The organism is Nitrincola nitratireducens (assembly GCF_000585235.1).
In the GTDB taxonomy this organism is placed as follows: Bacteria; Pseudomonadota; Gammaproteobacteria; order Pseudomonadales; family Balneatricaceae; genus Nitrincola; species Nitrincola alkalisediminis.
In genome coordinates, this window is the sequence record NZ_AONB01000006.1 from 44,739 (window position 1) to 65,019 (window position 20,281).

A 20,281-nucleotide genomic window follows, 5' to 3' on the forward strand; every position below is an offset into this window, starting at 1 on the left:
TAAGGTCAATTCCGGCAATTATCCACTGACGACATTTCAAGATAACAAAGCGACTTGTAAGGTTAAAAAAAACGGTGGGTTAGGGTGTTTTTAGACGATAAATGTCGCTCATAGATAAGTGGTCGTCTTTGTGCATGTGGAAAATGCATGTTATGAACAGTACAGGTTTGTACTCCATTTGAAGACACTAAGCGGAAATAGGGTTATGACAGCAAATTTTATGAATACCATTACTACTCAGACCTGGTCCAATGGTCGCCATTTGGTGCGCTGTGTCAAGGTGATACAAGAAACTTGGGATGTTCGAACCTTTTGTTTTATGGCAGAGCAGCCGTTGCTCTTTTTCTTTAAACCTGGGCAATTTGTCACACTGGAACTGGAAATCGACGCTCAGACAGTCATGCGTTCTTACACTATTTCTAGCTCTCCATCTGTTCCCTATAGCTTTTCAATTACGGTAAAGCGTGTGCCAGGCGGTAAGGTGTCTAACTGGCTGCATGATAATTTGAAGCAGGGAGATGAGCTGGCCGTTCATGGTCCTGTAGGTGTTTTTAACTGTATAGATTACCCGACGGATAAGGCTTTGTTTTTATCCGGTGGTGTTGGAATTACCCCTCTAATGTCGATGGCGCGTTGGTTTTTTGATACGAATGCAGCCATAGATATTGAATTTGTGCACAGTGCTCGCTCTCCAAAAGACATTATTTATCACCGAGAATTGGAGCATATTTTCTCTCGAATCCCTGAGTTTAAATTGCATATTGTTTGTGAGCGCAGTGATGAACTGGGCCAGTCATGGTATGGGTTGCGCGGGTATCTTGATCAAAAAATGTTGGAGCTGATCGTTCCTGATTATCTGAATCGTGAAATCTTTTGCTGCGGCCCGACACCTTATATGAAGGCCGTTAAAGAGATTTTACAGCGCAACGGCTTTGATATGCGTCGTTACCATGAAGAGTCATTTGGGGCGACACCGCCGGAGATCAAAGAAGATGTTCTTGAGCTGGCAGAGCTGGCTGAGCAGGCGGCTGAAGATATTGATATGGCCGAAATGCTGCAGGTAGAGTTTGCTGGGATTGGTAAGAGTGTGCGTGTTTTGCCAACAGAAACGATTCACACGGCAGCGGCTAAGCTGGGTGTGCATATACCGAAAGCCTGTGGCATGGGGATTTGCGGAACCTGCCGAGTTGAGCTTAAATCAGGTCAGGTTGAAATGGATCACAATGGAGGAATCACGGATGAGGATGAAGCAGACGGGTATATTTTATCCTGCTGTAGTCGTCCTGTTTCAGATGTTGTAATTGAGTTTTAGCAGCGACTCTCTTAACGACCCGTATGAGGTTGAGTGTCTTGGGTTGAGAAAAGCAGTTAGGTGATACCACCTAGCTGCTTTTTTATTTAGCGGTATTAAGCCTGTTTTGTCGCAAATTGATTGCCATGTCGCAAATGAATCGAGCGTTGACGGTGCGAGGCATCTGAATAATACGGGGCAAGGATACCATCAGCTGAAAATAGCATGCTTGCCGGATTCTCCAGGGGCTGCTTTCCATAATTTGCTTTGTCCATAACAGGAGCGACCAATGATTCATCGTGATGGGTTTTCCCGCCAAGATTCTATTGAAACATACGATAACGATTTAGCCCAAATGCTGAATGAAGAACAGGCTCGCCAAGAAGCACATGTCGAGTTGATCGCATCTGAAAACTACACGAGTGTTCGTGTCATGCAGGCGCAGGGTGGACAGTTGACGAACAAGTACGCAGAAGGCTATCCCGGAAAACGCTACTATGGTGGTTGCGAAGCGGTTGATAAGGTGGAGGCCTTAGCCATCGAGCGTGCTTGCAAGCTTTTCGGTGCTTGTTATGCAAACGTACAGCCCCATTCCGGCGCACAAGCGAATGCGGCGGTGTTTATGGCGATGGTTCAACCCGGCGATACAATTTTGGGTATGAGCTTGGCGCATGGTGGCCACTTAACTCACGGTGCGGCGCCGAACTTCTCAGGTAAATATTACAATGCCGTCCAATATGGCTTAAACCCAGAAACTGGCGAAATCGATTACGATGAGGTCGACCGTTTAGCGCGTGAACATCGTCCTAAAATGATTATTGCAGGTTTCTCCGCCTATTCGTTAATCGTTGATTGGGCGCGTTTCCGTCGTATTGCGGATGAAGTGGGTGCCATTTTCTTTGTCGATATGGCGCACATCGCAGGTTTAGTCGCAACAGGTTTATACCCAAGTCCTCTTCCCTTTGCCGATGTGGTGACAACCACTACACACAAAACATTGCGTGGACCTCGTGGCGGCTTAATTCTGTCGGCTAAAGAGGATGAGACGTTGCATAAACGCCTTAACGGTGCGGTGTTCCCAGGTCAGCAAGGTGGGCCGCTGATGCACGTGATTGCCGCGAAAGCCGTTGCGTTTAAAGAAGCAATGGAGCCTGAGTTTGCGACTTATCAGCAACAGGTGCTCGACAATGCTAAAGCCATGGCTTCGGTATTCATCGAGCGTGGTTATGATGTCGTATCCGGTGGTACAGAGGACCATTTGTTTTTAGTGTCCTTGATTCGACAAGGCTTGACTGGCAAAGACGCGGATGCTGCTCTCGGGCGTGCACACATTACCGTTAACAAAAATTCAGTTCCCAACGATCCACAGAGTCCCTTTGTAACATCAGGCCTTCGTATTGGAACCCCAGCTGTCACATCGAGAGGATTTGGTGTCAGTGAGTGCCGCGAATTATCCGGTTGGATATGCGATATTCTGGACGCCATGGCGGCAGGTAATGCATCCGAAGATGTAGAGGCAGACGTTCGAGATAAAGTTTCGTCACTCTGTTCACGCTTCCCCGTTTACACACAGACCCAAGGCTAGGCCTGGATCAGGAGAAAGTTATGCAGCGTTATTCAGGTTTTGGGCTGGCTAAACATGCTCTAACACACAATGAGAATTGGCAAAGACTATGGCGTAACCCAACGCCCAAGAAAAAATACGATGTCATCATTGTTGGGGCTGGCGGACATGGTTTGGCTACAGCGTATTATTTGGCGAAAGAACATGGCATTACCAATGTCGCAGTGATTGAAAAAGGTTGGCTTGGGGGCGGCAATACGGCCCGTAATACAACGATTGTACGCTCAAACTACTTATGGGATGAGGCAGCTGCATTGTATGAGCATGCCATGAAACTCTGGGAGGGTTTGTCGCAAGATCTGAATTATAACGTGATGTTCTCGCAACGCGGTGTTCTAAATCTTGGTCACACTTTACAGGACATGCGCGATATTCAGCGACGCGTAAATGCCAATCGCCTGAATGGAATCGATGGTGAGGTACTGGATACTCAACAGGTTCAAGAAATTTGTCCGATTTTGAATTGCTCAGCGGACGCTCGATTCCCCGTATTGGGAGCATCTTGGCAACCAAGAGCGGGGGTTGCACGCCACGATGCGGTGGCCTGGGGATTTGCTCGCGGGGCGGATGCACTGGGTGTCGATCTGATTCAGCAAACAGAAGTGATTGGCATGCGTATCGAAGACGGCCAGATTGTGGGTGTAGAAACCAATCGCGGTTTCATTGGTGCGGAGACCGTGGGATGTGTGGCTGCGGGTAACTCCAGCGTGTTGGCGAAAATGGCCGGTATCAAGTTGCCACTTGAATCTCATCCTCTGCAAGCATTGGTCTCTGAGCCAATTAAGCCGATTTTAGACACGGTCGTGATGTCTAACCATGTGCATGGCTATGCCAGTCAGTCGGATAAAGGGGATCTGGTCATCGGGGCCGGGATTGACGGGTACAACGGCTATGGCCAACGTGGCAGCTATCCCACCATCGAGCATACCTTGCAGGCGATTGTGGAGATGTTCCCGGTATTCTCCCGTGTGCGCATGAACCGCCAGTGGGGCGGCATCGTGGATACCTGCCCAGATGCGTGTCCGATCCTATCGGCGACTCCTGTTAAAGGTTTGTTTTTCAATTGCGGTTGGGGAACGGGAGGTTTTAAAGCCACACCTGGGTCTGGCAATGTTTTTGCGTGGACACTTGCTAAAGGCTATGCGCATCCATTGGCCGCACCGTTTAGTATTGATCGGTTTGTGAGTGGTAAGTTGATTGACGAGCACGGCGCTGCCGGTGTTGCCCATTAATTCGAGGGATTTAACATGTTACATATTTTCTGTCCCTACTGTGGGGAACATCGTGAAGAAGCTGAGTTTAGACCTAAAGGCCAAGCCCATATCGCTAGACCTCTGTCACCAGAGCAATGCAGCGATGAGGAGTGGGCAGATTATTTATTCTTCCGTGATAATCCGCGTGGGATTCATCATGAGCTATGGGTGCATGCAACGGGTTGCCGCAAGTTTTTTAATGTTACCCGCCATACGGTCAGTTATGAAATTTTAGAAACCTATAAGATGGGCGAGAAACCCAAGGTAACGGCTGAAAGTCTCGCTAAAGGAGGTCGCTCATGAGCCAAGTAAATCGTCTTGGGTCGGGTGGTTATATTGATCGCACTCAAACACTGACCTTCACCTTTAATGGCAATCAGTACACAGGGTACAAAGGGGATACGCTTGCGTCGGCACTCTTGGCAAACGGCGTAGGTATTGTTAATCGCAGTTTTAAGTATTCTCGTCCCAGAGGCATCGTTGCAGCGGGTGCTGAAGAACCCAATGCGATTATGCAGTTGGGTGCCACTGAAGCGGCACAAGTTCCGAATATTCGAGCGACTCAACAAGCACTTTATTCGGGCTTAACTGCGCGCAGTACCAATGGTTGGCCAAACGTTGAAAACGATGCCATGGGGCTGATTGGTAAGCTGGGTGGGCCGATGATGGGGCCTGGTTTTTACTACAAAACCTTTATGGCACCCGCATCTATGTGGATGACCTATGAAAAGTTCATTCGTAAGGCTGCTGGTTTAGGGCGTTCACCCAAAGAAAAAGATCCTGATCAGTACGATCATTACCATCGTCATTGTGATGTGCTGGTCATCGGTGCTGGACCTGCGGGCTTGACAGCGGCTTTGGCAGCAGGTCGCTCCGGTGCGCGCGTGATACTCTGTGACGAACAAGAGCAGATGGGCGGGCATCTTTTAGATACGCGCGATCAGCTCAATGGTAAAGACGCAAGTCTTTGGGTGTCACAGGTGTTGGCTGAACTAGCCACAATGCCTGAAGTGTTGCTTTTACCGCGCACCACGGCCAATGGTTTGCATGACCATAACTTTGCAACCTTACATGAACGCCGTACCGAACATCTGGCAGACACAGCTCCTGATGCGAATCAAGTCCGTTCGCGTATGCATCATGTCAGAGCACACCAGGTCATTTTAGCCAGCGGTGCTCACGAAAGACCCTTGGTGTATGCGAACAATGATGTTCCGGGCAATATGCTGTGCGGTGCTGTTTCGACCTATATTCGCCGTTATGCGGTTGTTCCGGGTCAACGCTTAGTGGTTACGACAACGAATGATGATGGCTATCGCGCGGCCTTGGACTGGGCTGAAGCAGGTCGTGAAGTGGTTGCGATTGTTGACGCTAGACCCAGTCCTGAAGGCGATTGTGTCAAAGAGGCACGTAAAAAGGGCATTCGCATTATCACAGGAAGCGCTGTGTTTGAGGCGAAAGGCTCTAAGCGGGTCACGGGTGCTCGGGTGTCGGGTGTTGATCCTGCAACCTTTACCCTCACGGGTGTTAAAGATGATTTAGCCTGTGACACGATTGCAAGTTCGGGTGGCTTTAGTCCAGTGGTGCATTTGTCTGCGCATACTGGGACACGTCCGATTTGGCGTGATGACATTATTGGTTTTGTACCTGGGAAAGTGAAAGGTTTAACCTCTGTAGGTGCTGTAAATGGCGTCTATGCGTTGGATCGGATCTTGGCCGATGCGGCTGAGGCAGGCACAAATGCGGCGTTGGCCAGTGGCTTTAATGTGGCAGGTGTGGAATTGCCCAGCGTCACTAAGCAGTTGGAGTCGAAGCCTATAGCTTTGTTCCAGGTGCCACATGAAAAACCGACGATGCGTGCGCCTAAACAGTTTGTCGATTTGCAAAATGACGTGACAGCCGCGGGTATCGAGCTGGCGACACGTGAAGGCTTTGAGTCAATTGAACATGTTAAGCGTTACACAGCCCTTGGTTTTGGAACGGATCAAGGAAAACTGGGTAATATTAACGGTATGGCCATTGCCGCTCGTCTTTTGAATCAGACGATCCCTGAAACGGGTACAACCGTCTTCCGTCCTAACTACACGGGCATTACCTTTGGTGCGATTGCGGGTCGTCATTGCCGTGATTTGTTTGATCCAGAGCGTTACACCGCACTTCATGCTTGGCATTTACAACGTGGTGCTAAGTTTGAAGATGTCGGGCAGTGGAAGCGTCCTTGGTACTTCCCTGTGGGTAATGAAACGATGCACGATGCCGTGCAACGTGAGTGTCGTGCCGTGCGTGAAAAAGTCGGTATTCTCGATGCGTCGACGTTGGGCAAAATTGATATTCAGGGTAAGGACGCACGTGAGTTTATTGGCCGGGTTTACACCAATAAATGGGCACAATTGGGCGTTGATAAATGCCGTTATGGGTTGATGTGTAAAGATGACGGTATGGTGATGGATGATGGTGTCACGACCTGTTTAGGTGACAATCATTTCTTGATGACCACAACAACCGGAGGAGCCGCTGCCATTCTTGAATGGCTGGAACTCTGGCATCAAACAGAATGGCCTGAGCTTGAGGTGTATTTTACGTCAGTGACGGATCATTGGGCCACCATGACCTTGTCTGGACCAAAAGCGCGAGACCTTCTATCTGAAATAACAGATATCGATCTGTCAAAAGACACCTTTAAGTTCATGGAATGTCGTCAAGGTCAGGTAGCGGGTGTGCCTGCACGTGTCTATCGGATTTCGTTCACGGGTGAGCTGACGTATGAGATTAACGTGCAAGCCAACTATGCCATGCATGTTTGGAAGGCCTTGTTTGCTCACGAGCACAAATACGGTTTAACGCCTTATGGCACCGAAACGATGCACGTTCTTCGAGCGGAAAAGGGCTTTATCATTGTTGGGCAAGACACCGATGGTTCAGTGACACCAGAGGATCTTGGTATGCAGTGGTGCGTTGGTTATGACAAGCCCTTTTCATGGATAGGGCAACGTGCATTATCGCGCCCAGATACACGTCGTGAAGATCGTAAACAACTGGTGGGTCTGAGACCTGTCGATCCTAAGGTCGTTTTGCAAGAGGGTGCTCAAATCGTACTGGATCCTAAGCAAAGCATTCCAATGAAAATGGTAGGACATGTAACCTCGAGTTATTTCAGTCCAACGCTCGGTCATGGATTTGCCTTAGCACTCTTAATGGGCGGCTCTAAACGCATGGGTGAAAAAGTGTATATGCCAATGGCCGATGGCACAGTCATCGAAGCTGAGGTGGTCAGTCCAATCTTCTTGGATCCTAAAGGGGTACGTCAAAATGTCTAAGGTTGCTGTATTTAACCAATGTCCTGGATCAGAGGTGAGAGCGGAATCACCCTTGGCGCATCTAGCGTCTATCAAAGGTGGTAGTTCGCTGGTTGTCACTGAGCACGCATTTTTAGGGCACTTGATTCTGCGCGGTCAGGCTGACAACGAGTCATTGAAAGCGGCGGTACAGTCCGTTATTGGTGTTGAGCTGCCGTTGCAACCGCTGACACTGGCGTTGAATGAAACAACCGGTGCCAGCGTGCAGTGGTTATCGCCTGATGAGTGGTTGTTAATCCTTCCTGCAGGACAAGAGTACGACGTCGAGCAAAATTTACGTCAGCAAATTTCAGGTCATTTCTCGATTGTGAATGTAGGCGGTGGGCAAACCCTGTTGCGTTTAACAGGAAGCAAGGTCTTTGACTTATTGAGTAAATCCTGTGTCTACGATGTGCATGAACGCAACTTCCCCGTTGGCAAGGGTGTTTCGACTACCTTTGCTAAGGCAACGGCGATTATTCGACGGCCCAATGAGCAGGAATGGGAGTTGGTGATACGGCGTAGTTTTTCGGATTACTGCTATCGGTGGATCGCGGATGCTGGTCGTGAATTTGATCTGACCTTTACGGTCTAATATTTTGTGACAGAGGATGGAGGGATTTTTCTTCCATCCCTGACCCGTATTGCTCAAGGAGCTATGACGATGACAACACATCACGACAATTGGATCTTGGCTGCACAGTGTCCTAGTAAAATCGGCACAGTGGATGTTGTGACACGATTCTTGAGAGAGGAAAACTGTTACATTACTGAGCTTAACTCCTTTGATGATAGAGAAGGTCAGGGCTTCGTGATTCGTGTCGAGTTTCGGCCCGAAGGGGCGTTTGATTCCGCCTCGTTTATCAGTCGTTTTGACGATCGCGCTCAACCCTTTGACATGGCGTTTGAGTTAACGGCACCGGGAACGCGTATGCCTGTCGTTATTATGGTGTCTAAGTCTGATCATTGTTTAAATGACCTGCTATATCGTTACCGTATCGGCCAGTTACCCATCGATATTAAAGCCATTGTCTCCAATCATCCGGACCTGGAGCCTCTGGCCGCTTGGCATAAGCTTCCTTACTATCACCTACCTATCACGCCGACAACAAAAGCGGAACAGGAAGCTGAAGTATGGAGCATTATCCAACAAACGGGCGCTGAGTTGGTTATTTTAGCGCGCTATATGCAGGTGTTGTCTGCCGATATGTGCAGCAAGTTATCGGGGCGTGCAATCAACATACATCACTCCTTGTTGCCTGGCTTCAAAGGCGCAAAACCTTATCATCAAGCCTATGATAAAGGTGTCAAGCTTGTGGGAGCGACAGCGCACTATATTAACAACGATTTGGATGAGGGACCGATTATTGCTCAGGGGGTAGAATCGGTAGATCATAGCCATTATCCAGAAGATTTAGTGGCAAAAGGTCGGGATATAGAGTGTTTAACACTGGCACGTGCGGTAAGCTATCACATCGAGCGTCGAGTGTTTATGCAGGGCAGCAAGACGGTCGTTTTTGCCAATTAACAAAACAATAAGTCTTTGAGGAAGCGCGATGTCAATCAGCGTTTTTGACCTTTTTAAAATAGGGGTGGGGCCTTCCAGTTCACATACGGTCGGTCCAATGTGTGCGGCGAATGATTTCGTCAATGAATTAGTAAAAATGGATGTGTTGACGCAGGTCACACGTATTGAAGTGTTATTGTATGGCTCTTTGTCCGCAACGGGTAAAGGCCATGCCACTGATCGTGCAATTTTAATGGGGTTGATGGGAGAGCGCCCCGACAGTATTGATCCAAGCGTGATCGATTCGTCGATTGAGACATTGCGGTCTACACAAACACTAACGCTTAACCGGATACAGGATATCGTGTTTGTAGAGACGCGCGATATGGTGTTTCTTGATGAGTCGCTTCCGCACCATCCGAATGCGATGCGCATTCGTGCCTATGCCGATCAGGTTGAGCTGTATGAGAATACATATTATTCAATTGGTGGCGGTTTTGTGGTCACAGAAGCTGAAGCGTCTAAGGATAAACTTGTTCTCCATTCATCGCGTTTGCCTTACGAGTTTGACACAGCGGTTGAACTGTTGGAGTTGTGTAAGACGCACCAAATGAGTATCAGTGAGCTGATGCTGGAAAATGAAAAGGTGTGGCGTTCCGAAGCCGATATCCGCGCTGGCTTAAATAAAATTTGGCAGGTGATGTTGGAGTGTGTTGAAAATGGGTTAAAGCATCAAGGCATGTTACCCGGTGGTTTAAATGTTAAACGTCGGGCATCTGCGTTTCATGATCGCTTAAAATCCGTTCAGCAGAACAAAAATGTGATTGCGACAAATTTTTCAGTGATGGATTGGGTCAATGTGTACGCGTTGGCCGTCAATGAAGAAAATGCGGCGGGTGGGCGTATGGTAACCGCACCGACGAATGGCGCTGCGGGGATTATTCCGGCCGTTCTTTGTTATTACATGAAGTTTGAGCCTACCGCGAGTGAAAAGCAGGTTGTAGATTTTCTATTGGCGGCAGGCGCCGTAGGGATATTGTGCAAGAAAAATGCATCGATTTCGGGGGCAGAGGTTGGATGCAAGGTGAAGTTGGATCGGCCTGTGCGATGGCGGCCGCTGGTCTGTGTGAAGTCTTAGGCGGAACGCCAGAACAGGTTGAGAATGCGGCTGAAATTGGTTTGGAGCATAATCTAGGATTAACCTGTGATCCGGTTGGTGGCCTTGTGCAGGTGCCATGCATTGAGCGCAATGCCATCGCATCAGTGAAAGCCATCAATGCCGCACAAATGGCACTCAGAGGGGATGGCGAGCATTTTATTTCTTTAGATAAAGTCATTCGCACAATGCGGGACACTGGGCGTGATATGCAAGATAAATACAAAGAGACCTCTAAAGGAGGCCTCGCTGTAAACGCAATCGAGTGTTAGTACCGTCTTATTAGAGGCCTCGATAAGGAGAGTTGAGGCCGATTTGAGTTAAGGCAACGAGCTCTGTTTCTATCGCATCCCAATCAAGTGGTTCTGACGAAATGATTTCCATTCTGGAGTCGCGTCGATAGGCGATCGCATCGTAATGAATTTCATCACCGACCCGATTAAAAAACACCCAAGGTGCGCCTAAACGAAAGGCGCCTTTTAGCCGATCAACGCCCTGGATTGATTGGATCAAGGCTTCAAGCTCATCAAACGGAAAAATATCGTCTGGATGAAAAATCCATCCACAACTGTGCTTTCCTAACCCAGAACTGGTTTTTCGAATAGGTGCACACGGTTGAGGTGAGGCGGCATGTTCATGGTTGTGCTTATGATCATGCGGATGGTGTTTATGATTATGTTCGTGGTCATGCTTGTGAGCGTGACTTGAGTGAGCTGCGGTCGCGCTGACAATGCCTTCTTGGATGGCATCAAGCCATTCAATTTTCAACTGACCAAACTGAGTGATATGTGTACTTAATTTTGGTGGAAATAGAGAGGTGGCAAAGGATTTGAAACGTTCGATTTGATCAACGTCGAGCAAGTCGGACTTGTTGCCAACAAGGATATCCGCTAGGTTGATTTGATCCCGAAAAGTTTCATTAAAGCCAAGCATGGGATCGTCTAATTGCCGAGGATCTAAGATGCAAAGTGTGGCTCTTAGATCCAAACGTTCACTAAAGTGAGGTTTGCGTAGCGTATCCAGTATGCCTGCAGGATGTCCCATGCCCGTTGGTTCAATGAGCAGTCGGTCAAAGTGGTCAGCCTCTAGCAGTTGCGACAAACTTTTGTGAAGCTCCCCACTGAGCTGACAACAGACACAGCCGCCTGACAAGGGAGCAAGTGTAATGTCGCCTTGGCTTTCATAAGCCATTTCATCCACACCGACTTGACCAAACTCATTTACGATTACAACCCATTTTTCATGGGAGGGTTTTAAACCAATTAAATGTTTAATGGCCGTTGTTTTACCCGAACCTAAGAAACCTGTGATTAGGTTAGTGGGAATCCGATTTTGCATAGGATATCTCGTTTAGTTTCAAAGAAAAGAATAATACACGATTTACATCGATGGACTCATATACATAACCGACAAAATTGAGTAGTCTGTTTGGCCGATATTTGTGGCTAGGGCACGTGTTTAGTCTGTGGGGCTGAGCACCTTGTTGAGAGGCAGTTGTGTCGCGAGGCCAAAGTACAATCTGTGTCAATTTGAATATGAGCTGTGTCTCAAGTCAAGGAACATAACGTGAAAACCTCTATTGGACAAATTCGTCGCGCCGATCTTACTAAAGCCGCCTATTATGTCATGTTGGAACATGGGCTTGAAGGTACGACTGTTGCGCGCGTAGGTGAAAAAGCAGGTATGTCGCATGGCATCGTCAATTACCATTTTAAAAATAAAATGGAATTGATTCATGCTGTGGTTAAATATGCCAATCGACTCATTGGTGATAAGGTCACGGGCTGATGAGGGAAGCAAAAACACCTAGGACAAAGTTGACGGCGGTGTTGAAAGGGAATTTTGATCCTTCTATTTTTACACGAGAAAATGCAAAAGCCTGGTTGATGCTATACGGTCAGACATCACCAAGTGAACCTTTTTTGAGGTTACAAAAGCTAATCTATAGCCGCTTACAAAGTAATTTGCTATACAACCTTAAAGCACTTATGCCTAAAGAAAGTGCGCTCGTGGCTAGCCAAGGATTAGCCGTGATGATGGATGGGTTTTGGTTGCAAAAAGCCATGGAGGATCGAGAGATTACGAGCGAGGTTGCGATTCATCTGTGTGATTTGTATATTAACGCTATGTTGGCACAATCGCCCTTGGTTGAACAGCCACAAAACTAAATGTAGAAAGGGAGGTTCTTTCCTCCCTTTCTACAGTTTATTGCATTAGATTGGCGCTTCAGTGGTTGTGTTTAACATAGTGAATTTGTGTTTTTACATTTTGCCTTTGGTTAAGCAATAGGCAATAAATGCCAACATACAGTGCGATAACCACTAGCCCGACCCATTGGATTTCAAAGGGTGTGAACTGGTAAAGCAGAATAATCCCATACATCAGTGTCCAGTTTCCGAATATGTAAGCGCTCTTCCCAAGACGATCAACCGTTAGGCCTAAGTTTTCGGTGTAGAGTCTGATCAGTGAGTCCAATGAGTTTACCACGAAAATGATACCCACTATGACCATTGCCATTCGAAGAGACCCGAGCACGACCTGATCATTGATAAAGTGGAAATATAAAACACTAAACCAAATCGCTAGAGGAATGGAAGGGAATACCAATAAGGCGATTAGTAGGTGCCAAGCTTTTAGCCCTCCGACAAAACGAGCAACGAATTGACCAATCATGATGCTCCAGGCAAACCACCAGAATAAATAGAACTCATGGTAGTCTGTAATGGGGGTGACAAAACGGTGCAAGTTGCTAAAGTACCCGCCAAGTTCACTTGTGGTTGAAAGGAAATCGCTTAACCCCATGCCGGATGAGAGTCCGATAGCTGCGATCAAAGCAAAAAATAGCCAAGTGGAGCTGATACTAAGTATTTTAACGTATCGAATATCTGTGCTGGAAATAACCGCAGCTAGAACAACACCGGCGACTAATAAATACCGAGTAAAATCATTAATGCCTTCGATGTAATCAGGTAGATAGGTTAAAAATAAAAAACCAGTAAATGCACAAGTGGTGATAATAACAAAGTTATTAATTACTTTGATAATAGGTATTTCAAAGAGTTTTAATTTGGGCTCTATGACGCTGAAATAAAAAGTAGTTAAGAAATAAAGTCCCCAAACTAAAAATCCCCAAAAACCGAATTCAATCGCTAAAGGATTTGTAAAGCTGTAGGCGCTATCTTCAGCATAGACCGGAAATTCGGTGAGCGGAAACATAATGAGTCCCACATCGAGACCGGAGGTAAACAAAATTGCGATAAACGTAAAGAGTGAAACAGGAATGGGGCCTTTGCATTTAACAGATCCCCATCGTATAACGATAAATATAGCCGTTGCTAAGACCGCAATAAATGCGGCTGATAAAATCATTTGCATGATTTTCTCCTTTTATTTTCTATTTATTTAGCCTTTAGTTACACTATATGCAACTGTTTAGCGGGAGTGGTTTTTCCTCGTACAAAAAATAGGGGACTTAAGGTTGTGCTAGTTGTTATGCCAAAGCGATATCACTATCGCTTTGGTTGGTTTAAACGTTGCTGTGTTTGCCAGTTTGGATCGATCCAAGTGGATGCATTTGCAGCAGGTAACAATGGCTTATTTAAAATCATATCGGCGGCACGCTCGGCTACCATGATCGTGGGAGCGTTAAGATTGCCATTGGTAATGCTCGGAAAAACAGATGAGTCTACGACACGTAATCCCTGAATGCCGCGCACTTGGCAAAACTCGTTGAGCACAGCAAGCGGGTCGTCATCCTGACCAATCTTGCAGGTGCAAGAGGGGTGGTATGCGCTCTCGACATTATTGCTTACCCAGGTGTCGATCTCTGCATCCGTTTGCACGGATTGGCCAGGTTGTATTTCATCACCTCTAAATTCATCCATGGCAGGCTGACGAATAATTTCACGTGTGAGGTGTATTGTATTGCGCCAATCCAATCGATCACGCTCGTCTTGTAAGTAATTAAACTGAATCAATGGCTTTTGACGGGGATCGCTGGATAGAATTCGAACAAATCCACGGCTTTTTGGTTTATTCGGCCCAACATGCATTTGAAAACCGTGACCTGAAAACGCGGCTTGGCCGTCATAACGCATGGCTGCGGGTAAAAAATGATATTGAATGTCTGGCCATTTTAAATTGGCTCTGGATCGAATAAAGCCGCAAGACTCAAAATGGTTTGTTGCTCCGAGCCCTTTTTTCTGGGTGATCCATTCCACACCGATTAATCCTTTGCTCAGAAGGTCGAGCTTACTGTTCAGGGTAATTGGCTTTAAGCATTTGTATTGAAAGTATACTTCAAGATGATCTTGAAGGTTTTCACCTACGCCCGGCAGCTCATGAACCAGAGGAACGCCAGCTGCTTGAAGAACAGGAGCAGGGCCGATACCAGAAAGTTGCAGGAGTGTTGGAGAGCCGATTGAGCCTGCGCTAAGAATGACTTCTTTGTTGGCCATCGCTTGGTAAAGCGTATTGCCGATTTGGTATTCAACCCCTTGTGCCTGTTTATCCTTGAGGATGACGCGGTGCGTTAATGCATGCGTCACTAAGGTGAGGTTTGGGCGATGCAAAATGGGTTTAAGATATGCATTGGCCGTTGACCAGCGAACGCCATTCTTAACCGTCATATGCATTTTTCCAAAGCCTTCTTGGCGATATCCATTATAATCTTCGGTGGTTGGATATCCTGCCTCTTCGCCTGCTTTAATAAAGGTTTCGTAGAGGGGGTTGAGCTTCATGTCATTGCCCGCACAGGTGTTTAGTGGACCAGATCCACCTCGATACCCGTCTTTTCCTTCAATCCATTGCTCGGCTTTCTGAAAATAGGGCAAACAGTTTTGATAGTTCCAGTGTTTAGCGCCTAGGCTTTCCCACTCGTCAAAGTCGCAGGCATGACCGCGTACATAGACCATTCCATTAATTGAAGAGCTGCCGCCAAGCACTTTTCCACGTGGGCAGTGCAACTTACGTCCATTTAGTCCAGGCTCACTAACGCTCTCGAATTCCCAGTTGTACTTTGGGTTATTCATGGGATAGGAGAGTGCGGTGGGCATCTGAATAAAGAGGCTCTTATCACTACCGCCTGCTTCAATCAGTAAAACGCTGTGCTCACCGGACTCGGTTAGGCGCATCGCCAGCACACAACCTGCTGACCCCGCACCTACTATTATGTAATCGTATGTTTTATTCATGACCTGAACTCGCCTGCTAAAAGAATTACGCGTAAGGACTGTCTACGTCGCCAAGTTCCACATAAACGCTTTTTAAACGTGTATAGTGATGGATGGCTTCTGGTCCATTTTCATGACCGATACCCGACAGTTTGAAACCTCCAATAGGCAGCTCAATCGGGGTGATGTTGTAATTGTTGATCCAGCAGGTTCCGGCATCAATTTCGGCAATGACGCGGTGAGCACGTGCGAGGTTTTGTGTAAAAATACCCGCTGCAAGTCCGTAATCTGTTTTGTTTGCACGTTCGATTACGTCGGCTTCATCGTTAAATTCAAGAATCGACATAACAGGCCCAAAAATCTCATCCTGACAAATCGTCATATCATCACGACAGTCAGCAAAGACGGTGGGTTCTACAAAATACCCCTGAGGAAGGCCTTCGACCTGAGCGGCTTGTCCGCCACAGACAAGCGTTGCACCTTCATCCACAGCCGATTGTATGTAACCGAGCACTTTTTCCATGTGATCCTGTGAAATGAGCGCTCCAACTTGGGTTGTTGGGTTCATAGGGTCGCCAATAATTAATTGCTTTGTGCGATTTACAAGGCGTTCGATGAACGCATCTTTAATATCTTTGTGGACGAACACGCGGGTGCCATTGGTGCAAATTTCACCCTGAGTGTAAAAGTTAGCCAGCATGGCGGCAGAGACGGCATTGTCTAGATTTGCATCATCAAAGATAATTAATGGCGATTTGCCTCCAAGTTCCATACTCACTTGCTTAAGTGTCGTAGCGGCGGCGGCCATTACCTTTTTGCCTGTAGCCGTGGAGCCAGTTAAGGAGATTTTGTCGATACCTGGGTGAAGTGAAAGCGCATTTCCGACGTCAGCCCCACCTGAAATAACATTGAAAACACCTGCTGGTAGACCCGCTTCTGTAAAGATTTCGGCCAGTTTATATGCGGTGAGTGGAGTCAGAGTGGCGGGCTTATAAATTAAGCTGTTGCCACAGGCAAGCGCCATGGCGGCTTTCCAGCAAGCAATCTGGATAGGGTAGTTCCATGCACCAATCCCTGCACAAACGCCTAAGGGCTCGCGGCGAGTGTAGCCAAAGGCGTGGTTTAGATCGACATGATAGCCACGAAGAGTGGGTGCTAAACCTGCAAAGTACTCAATGCAATCAGCACCGGAGGCGATATCAACAACCGAGGCTTCTTGCCAAGGTTTGCCAGTATCCAAAACTTCAAGCTGCGCTAGTTCATCGTTGCGCTCACGCAATAGGTCAACGGCGCGCATTAGAATGCGGCTACGCTCAGTTCCGGTCATTTTTGACCATATCTTAAAGCCGGCACGCGCGCTTTTAACGGCTACATCTATGTCTTCTAAGCTGGCCTCCTGAATGCTGGCCAATACTTCCCCTGTTGCAGGATTATGTGTCGTAAAGGTTTTGTTTGACGTCGCTTGGTAATATTCACCGTGAATGTAAAGTGCGTGCTCGGGAAAGCGTGTCATGTTCATTAATCCTGCATTGAGTAAGTCGAAATCGTAAAGTATAGATCAAGCAAAAAATCATTGATCTGCGTCATTCTTGTTTTGAATCTATAAAAATAATTTTGTATTGTCAAATAGGAATCTTGATGATCATCAAGTTTTGTGGTTTATTATTAGTTGTTGATAATTCAAAGAATCTTTTCATTTTTAGACGAATATCAACCGCATAGAGGTCATGCGGGTGGCGCAGATGGGATGTTATAGGTCGTGTTTGAAATAGATAAAAAAAACACAGGCAATTGATGCTGTATAGCAATACTCATTTCCGTGCATGCAACAAAAACTACATGCTAAACGTATCAAATTCAGTTACTGTTGACCCAGAACGTGCCCAAAAACGACATCGAGGTTCAGTGAGCTATCAATCTTTTCTCACAAACCATAATAACAATAAAAACGTCGCTGACAGATCGAAAGTGCAAGTTATGCTTTTTTTGGCATTAGTCTTGCTTAAGATTTTTTAGCGACACAAAAAACTCGGAGTTTTGTCAATGTCATCAGATCTTTCTTATTCTCGTGCTCGACCCAGCACAAATACCAGTGTTAAGCATATAGGTTTTTTATTACTGGATAATTTCACTTTGATTTCATTGGCATCGGCCATTGAGCCGTTGCGCATGGCAAATCAGCTTTCGGGGAAAGAGCTGTATCAATGGTATACCCTAAGCTTGGGTGGAAGGGTTGTGCAGGCAAGTGATGGCTTGAGTGTTACGCCGGATGCATCTACGCATGAAGCCCTGCCGCTGGACATGGTTATTGTCTGTGGTGGTATTGCCCCTCAGCGCAGTGCCAGTAAAGAGCATTTACAGTGGTTGCAATTGCAAGCTCGTCAGCACCGTCAGCTTGGCGCCATTTGCACGGGGAGTTGGGTATTGGCGATGGCGGGTTTATTGGATCATTATGAGGCAAGTATACACTGGGAGTGTATCGCTTCAATGCATGAAGCTTATCCGCGTGTAGAGTTAAGTTCGCGTTTGTTTAGTATCGACCGTGATCGTTTAACTTCGTCAGGTGGAACCGCGCCGTTGGATATGATGCTGACGTTAATTGCGCGTGATCATGGTAAGGACCTGTCTGCAGGTATTTCGGATATGTTTATTTATGATCGCGTCAGGGGAGAACAAGATCAGCAGCGTGTCCCTTTAAAGCATGTGTTGGGTTCAAATCAGCCTAAACTCTTAGAGATTGTGGCGTTGATGGAGTCTAATCTTGAAGAGTTGTTAACGCTTGATGAGTTGGCCAGTTATGTCGATTTGTCTCGGCGACAGCTTGAGCGTTTGTTTCAAAAATATTTGGATTGCTCACCATCACGTTACTATTTAAAGCTGCGATTAATCCGTGCTCGGCAACTGCTTAAGCAAAGTGGTTTGTCTATTATTGAGGTTGCGTCTGCATGCGGATTTGCTTCAACGCCTCATTTTTCTAAATGTTATCGAGAGTATTTCGGTATTCCACCACGTGAAGAGCGCCAAGGCATGCATTCAAAAGCGGCAGTATCAGAAGAGGTCTCGCTTGCTCCTAAGATGACGCTGACATTACCGTCTATGCCAAATGAGGGAATTAAGGATCGAGTGTCTTCGGCGATCAAGGCGTTGGCGCAGGCACGAGACGAGCCCACCTTTGCCAGTATAGCGCTTCATTAAACAAGGAGGCTTAGTCCTCTTGTGAATGAGTGTTTTTATGGAAGGGTAGATAGGTTCTTAGGTCATCCTGTTGCGCTCGGATGTGCTGATGTTCCTCTTCTAAAAATTGTGTCAGCGCTGGCTGAAACCCTGTCTCCGCCAGCCAGTGCAATGACCAAGTGTCAACGGGCTCAAAGCCGCGTGCAATTTTGTGCTCTCCTTGAGCCCCAGGATCGAAGCGCTGCAGCCCATGTCGTATTGCGTACTCGATTCCTTGATAATAGCAGGTCTCGAAGTGCAGGCCATCGATCTCTTCTGTAGCGCCCCAGTAGCGTCCAAATAAGGTCGTCGAGCTTTTAAAAAAGAGGGCGCTTGCGATGACTTCCGTGCTTCTTTCGACACTGCACAGCATAAGCTGTTCGGGTAGTTTTTGGACGATTTGTTCAAAAACGCGCGGTTTAAATAGCCTTTGCGCCCGCGTTTCAAATGCGTGATTTGGTAAAATTGATAAAAATGATTTAAAGCCGTGCTGTCAATTTCATGTCCTTCTAAACAACGAATCCTTAGATTGAGTTTGCTAATTTTATCGCGTTCCTTGCGGATGCTCTTTCGCTTTCGGGACGTCATGTGCGCTAAATAGTGTTCAAAGTCAGAGTATTGGCGGTTGAACCAGTGGTATTGGGTGCCGAGTCGAGTGAAAAGCCCTTGGTCTTTACCTATTTGCGTCAACTCAGGCTCGGTAAATAAACCGTGCCATCCGCTGGTGTTAAATGATTCACCTAGTGCTTGGATGGCTTCAATAAATAAGGGTACTATTTTATTGAGTGGGTGATGTGTGCCGATACGTGGACCCGTGGCGGGCGTGAAGGGGATGGCTGTCAGTAATTTGGGATAGTAGGGTAAACCGTAGCGTTGCCAGGCGTCTGCCCAGGCCCAGTCGAACACATATTCACCATAAGAGTGTGTCTTGATATACATGGGCATGACAGCAATAAGCTGACGACCCTCATTCATTAATAGATGACAGGGTGTCCAGCCTGTTGAAGGCGATACAGCTGAAGATGCTTCCAGCGCATGTAAGAACTCATGTCGAAGGAAAGGGTAGTCTTGGCCGCATAAATGATTCCAATCCTTAGCACTTATTTCTGAAATGCCTTCAATACTTCTGACTTGATACATAATCACCTATACTGTTTTTTAGATACCCCCATCCTATACGTATTAAGTGTATTTTTATATCACGGGAGTGAGTATGGACGAGTTAGAGTTAGAGTTTGAACTGCATCCTCGGCTTGAGGCAGATACCTTTATTATGGGGGATTTTCCTCTATGTCGCGTATTGCTGATGAATGACAGCCATTATCCTTGGTTTATTTTGGTGCCCAGAAGAGCTGGTGTAAGTGAGATTTACCATTTATCTGAAGAGGATCAGATCCAGTTGCTGAAGGAATCATCTGTATTGTCTCAGGTTTTAGCTGACTCTTTTTCGGCTCGCAAGATGAATGTAGCTGCATTAGGGAACGTTGTTCATCAGTTGCATGTTCATCATGTCGTTCGGTATGAAGATGACGTCGCTTGGCCAGCCCCTATCTGGGGAGTGGTTGATGCAAATCCTTACTCAGATGAGGAGATTGAGTCAATTCGTCAGCGTATTCATACGCTGCTTGAGGGCGAAATGAGTTTTGCACCTTTCTAAATTGAATCATAGCGCGGACGCTGTCAGGCCCGAGATAATAGGGTATAATCCCGCGCTTATTTGCTTTTACAGTT

Annotated in this window: 15 protein-coding genes and 2 pseudogenes; 12 read left to right on the forward strand and 5 right to left on the reverse strand. The window is 46.9% G+C overall.

Translation table 11 applies throughout. From position 1 onward, the window contains the following. The first annotated feature begins 205 nt into the window (after nt 1–205). The 8 genes and pseudogenes from D791_RS07290 to D791_RS07325 all read left to right on the forward strand — a co-directional run bounded on the left by D791_RS07290 (nt 206) and on the right by D791_RS07325 (nt 10,438). Nucleotides 206–1,312 carry an FAD-binding oxidoreductase gene (locus D791_RS07290; RefSeq protein WP_036509712.1) on the forward strand — a complete coding sequence of 369 codons (1,107 nt, stop codon included), beginning with the start codon at nt 206–208 and terminating at the stop codon, nt 1,310–1,312. Nucleotides 1,313–1,580: 268 nt separating this feature from the next. Continuing rightward, complete coding sequence (gene glyA, locus D791_RS07295) at nt 1,581–2,876, forward strand: serine hydroxymethyltransferase (protein ID WP_036509714.1); 1,296 nt, start codon at nt 1,581–1,583, stop codon at nt 2,874–2,876. 20 nt (nt 2,877–2,896) lie between these two features. Beyond that, entirely contained in the window at nt 2,897–4,147 is a 1,251-nt protein-coding gene (locus tag D791_RS07300; protein ID WP_036509716.1) for a sarcosine oxidase subunit beta family protein, read from the forward strand. Between the two features lie 15 nt (nt 4,148–4,162). Continuing rightward, on the forward strand, nt 4,163–4,471 hold the full coding sequence (locus tag D791_RS07305; protein ID WP_036509718.1) for a sarcosine oxidase subunit delta: 309 nt from the start codon (nt 4,163–4,165) through the stop codon (nt 4,469–4,471). Next, a complete protein-coding gene (locus tag D791_RS07310; protein ID WP_036509720.1) occupies nt 4,468–7,485 on the forward strand; it encodes a sarcosine oxidase subunit alpha family protein in 3,018 nt (1,005 codons plus the stop codon). Before D791_RS07305 ends, D791_RS07310 begins: the two co-directional genes overlap by 4 nt. After that, nucleotides 7,478–8,098 carry a sarcosine oxidase subunit gamma gene (locus D791_RS07315; protein WP_036509722.1) on the forward strand — a complete coding sequence of 207 codons (621 nt, stop codon included), beginning with the start codon at nt 7,478–7,480 and terminating at the stop codon, nt 8,096–8,098. Before D791_RS07310 ends, D791_RS07315 begins: the two co-directional genes overlap by 8 nt. Nucleotides 8,099–8,167: 69 nt before the next feature. Next, nucleotides 8,168–9,031: a formyltetrahydrofolate deformylase gene (gene purU / locus D791_RS07320; RefSeq protein ID WP_036509724.1), complete on the forward strand. Its 864-nt coding sequence runs from the start codon at nt 8,168–8,170 to the stop codon at nt 9,029–9,031. 28 nt (nt 9,032–9,059) lie between these two features. Then, a pseudogene (locus D791_RS07325) lies at nt 9,060–10,438 on the forward strand (L-serine ammonia-lyase). Nucleotides 10,439–10,448: 10 nt separating this feature from the next. On the opposite strand, the gene D791_RS07330 reads toward D791_RS07325, so the two are convergent. Further along, the gene (locus D791_RS07330; protein ID WP_051514324.1) at nt 10,449–11,504 is read right to left on the reverse strand and encodes a CobW family GTP-binding protein; all 1,056 of its coding nucleotides are present in this window, start codon (nt 11,502–11,504) and stop codon (nt 10,449–10,451) included. Between the two features lie 228 nt (nt 11,505–11,732). Here D791_RS07330 and D791_RS07335 point away from each other — a divergent pair, with 228 nt between their 5' ends. Together D791_RS07335 and D791_RS07340 are read left to right on the forward strand one after the other, a co-directional pair. Beyond that, the gene (locus D791_RS07335) at nt 11,733–11,954 is read left to right on the forward strand and encodes a TetR/AcrR family transcriptional regulator (protein WP_036509726.1); all 222 of its coding nucleotides are present in this window, start codon (nt 11,733–11,735) and stop codon (nt 11,952–11,954) included. Continuing rightward, nucleotides 11,954–12,334, forward strand: a complete 381-nt coding sequence (locus D791_RS07340) for a TetR family transcriptional regulator C-terminal domain-containing protein (protein ID WP_036509728.1) — start codon at nt 11,954–11,956, stop codon at nt 12,332–12,334. The genes D791_RS07335 and D791_RS07340 overlap by 1 nt, the downstream gene beginning before the upstream one ends. Nucleotides 12,335–12,392: 58 nt before the next feature. On the opposite strand, the gene D791_RS07345 is transcribed toward D791_RS07340, so the two are convergent. From D791_RS07345 to betB, 3 genes are all read right to left on the reverse strand, one after another. After that, nucleotides 12,393–13,541: a BCCT family transporter gene (locus tag D791_RS07345; RefSeq protein ID WP_036509730.1), complete on the reverse strand. Its 1,149-nt coding sequence runs from the start codon at nt 13,539–13,541 to the stop codon at nt 12,393–12,395. 134 nt (nt 13,542–13,675) lie between these two features. Next, the gene (gene betA / locus D791_RS07350; RefSeq protein ID WP_036509732.1) at nt 13,676–15,358 is read right to left on the reverse strand and encodes a choline dehydrogenase; all 1,683 of its coding nucleotides are present in this window, start codon (nt 15,356–15,358) and stop codon (nt 13,676–13,678) included. A gap of 25 nt (nt 15,359–15,383) precedes the next feature. Then, complete coding sequence (gene betB / locus D791_RS07355) at nt 15,384–16,850, reverse strand: betaine-aldehyde dehydrogenase (protein ID WP_036509734.1); 1,467 nt, start codon at nt 16,848–16,850, stop codon at nt 15,384–15,386. Between the two features lie 530 nt (nt 16,851–17,380). Between betB and gbdR the strand changes: the two genes are divergently transcribed. Continuing rightward, nucleotides 17,381–18,532, forward strand: a complete 1,152-nt coding sequence (gene gbdR, locus D791_RS07360) for a choline metabolism transcriptional regulator GbdR (protein ID WP_036509737.1) — start codon at nt 17,381–17,383, stop codon at nt 18,530–18,532. Nucleotides 18,533–18,542: 10 nt separating this feature from the next. Here the strand turns inward: gbdR and D791_RS22185 are convergent. Next, a pseudogene (locus D791_RS22185) lies at nt 18,543–19,690 on the reverse strand (GNAT family N-acetyltransferase). Between the two features lie 73 nt (nt 19,691–19,763). Here D791_RS22185 and D791_RS07370 point away from each other — a divergent pair. Beyond that, on the forward strand, nt 19,764–20,207 hold the full coding sequence (locus D791_RS07370) for an HIT domain-containing protein (RefSeq protein ID WP_036509739.1): 444 nt from the start codon (nt 19,764–19,766) through the stop codon (nt 20,205–20,207). Nucleotides 20,208–20,281 lie beyond the last annotated feature (74 nt).

Coding starts and splice junctions, on each gene's coding strand:
- D791_RS07340 (WP_036509728.1), top strand. CDS start 11,954: ATGAGGGAAGCAAAAACACCTAGGACAAAGTTGACGGCGGTGTTGAAA.
- betB (WP_036509734.1), bottom strand. CDS start 16,850: ATGACACGCTTTCCCGAGCACGCACTTTACATTCACGGTGAATATTAC.
- D791_RS07290 (WP_036509712.1), top strand. CDS start 206: ATGACAGCAAATTTTATGAATACCATTACTACTCAGACCTGGTCCAAT.
- betA (WP_036509732.1), bottom strand. CDS start 15,358: ATGAATAAAACATACGATTACATAATAGTAGGTGCGGGGTCAGCAGGT.
- gbdR (WP_036509737.1), top strand. CDS start 17,381: ATGTCATCAGATCTTTCTTATTCTCGTGCTCGACCCAGCACAAATACC.
- D791_RS07305 (WP_036509718.1), top strand. CDS start 4,163: ATGTTACATATTTTCTGTCCCTACTGTGGGGAACATCGTGAAGAAGCT.
- D791_RS07330 (WP_051514324.1), bottom strand. CDS start 11,504: ATGCAAAATCGGATTCCCACTAACCTAATCACAGGTTTCTTAGGTTCG.
- D791_RS07315 (WP_036509722.1), top strand. CDS start 7,478: ATGTCTAAGGTTGCTGTATTTAACCAATGTCCTGGATCAGAGGTGAGA.
- D791_RS07345 (WP_036509730.1), bottom strand. CDS start 13,541: ATGCAAATGATTTTATCAGCCGCATTTATTGCGGTCTTAGCAACGGCT.
- glyA (WP_036509714.1), top strand. CDS start 1,581: ATGATTCATCGTGATGGGTTTTCCCGCCAAGATTCTATTGAAACATAC.
- D791_RS07310 (WP_036509720.1), top strand. CDS start 4,468: ATGAGCCAAGTAAATCGTCTTGGGTCGGGTGGTTATATTGATCGCACT.
- D791_RS07300 (WP_036509716.1), top strand. CDS start 2,897: ATGCAGCGTTATTCAGGTTTTGGGCTGGCTAAACATGCTCTAACACAC.
- purU (WP_036509724.1), top strand. CDS start 8,168: ATGACAACACATCACGACAATTGGATCTTGGCTGCACAGTGTCCTAGT.
- D791_RS07370 (WP_036509739.1), top strand. CDS start 19,764: ATGGACGAGTTAGAGTTAGAGTTTGAACTGCATCCTCGGCTTGAGGCA.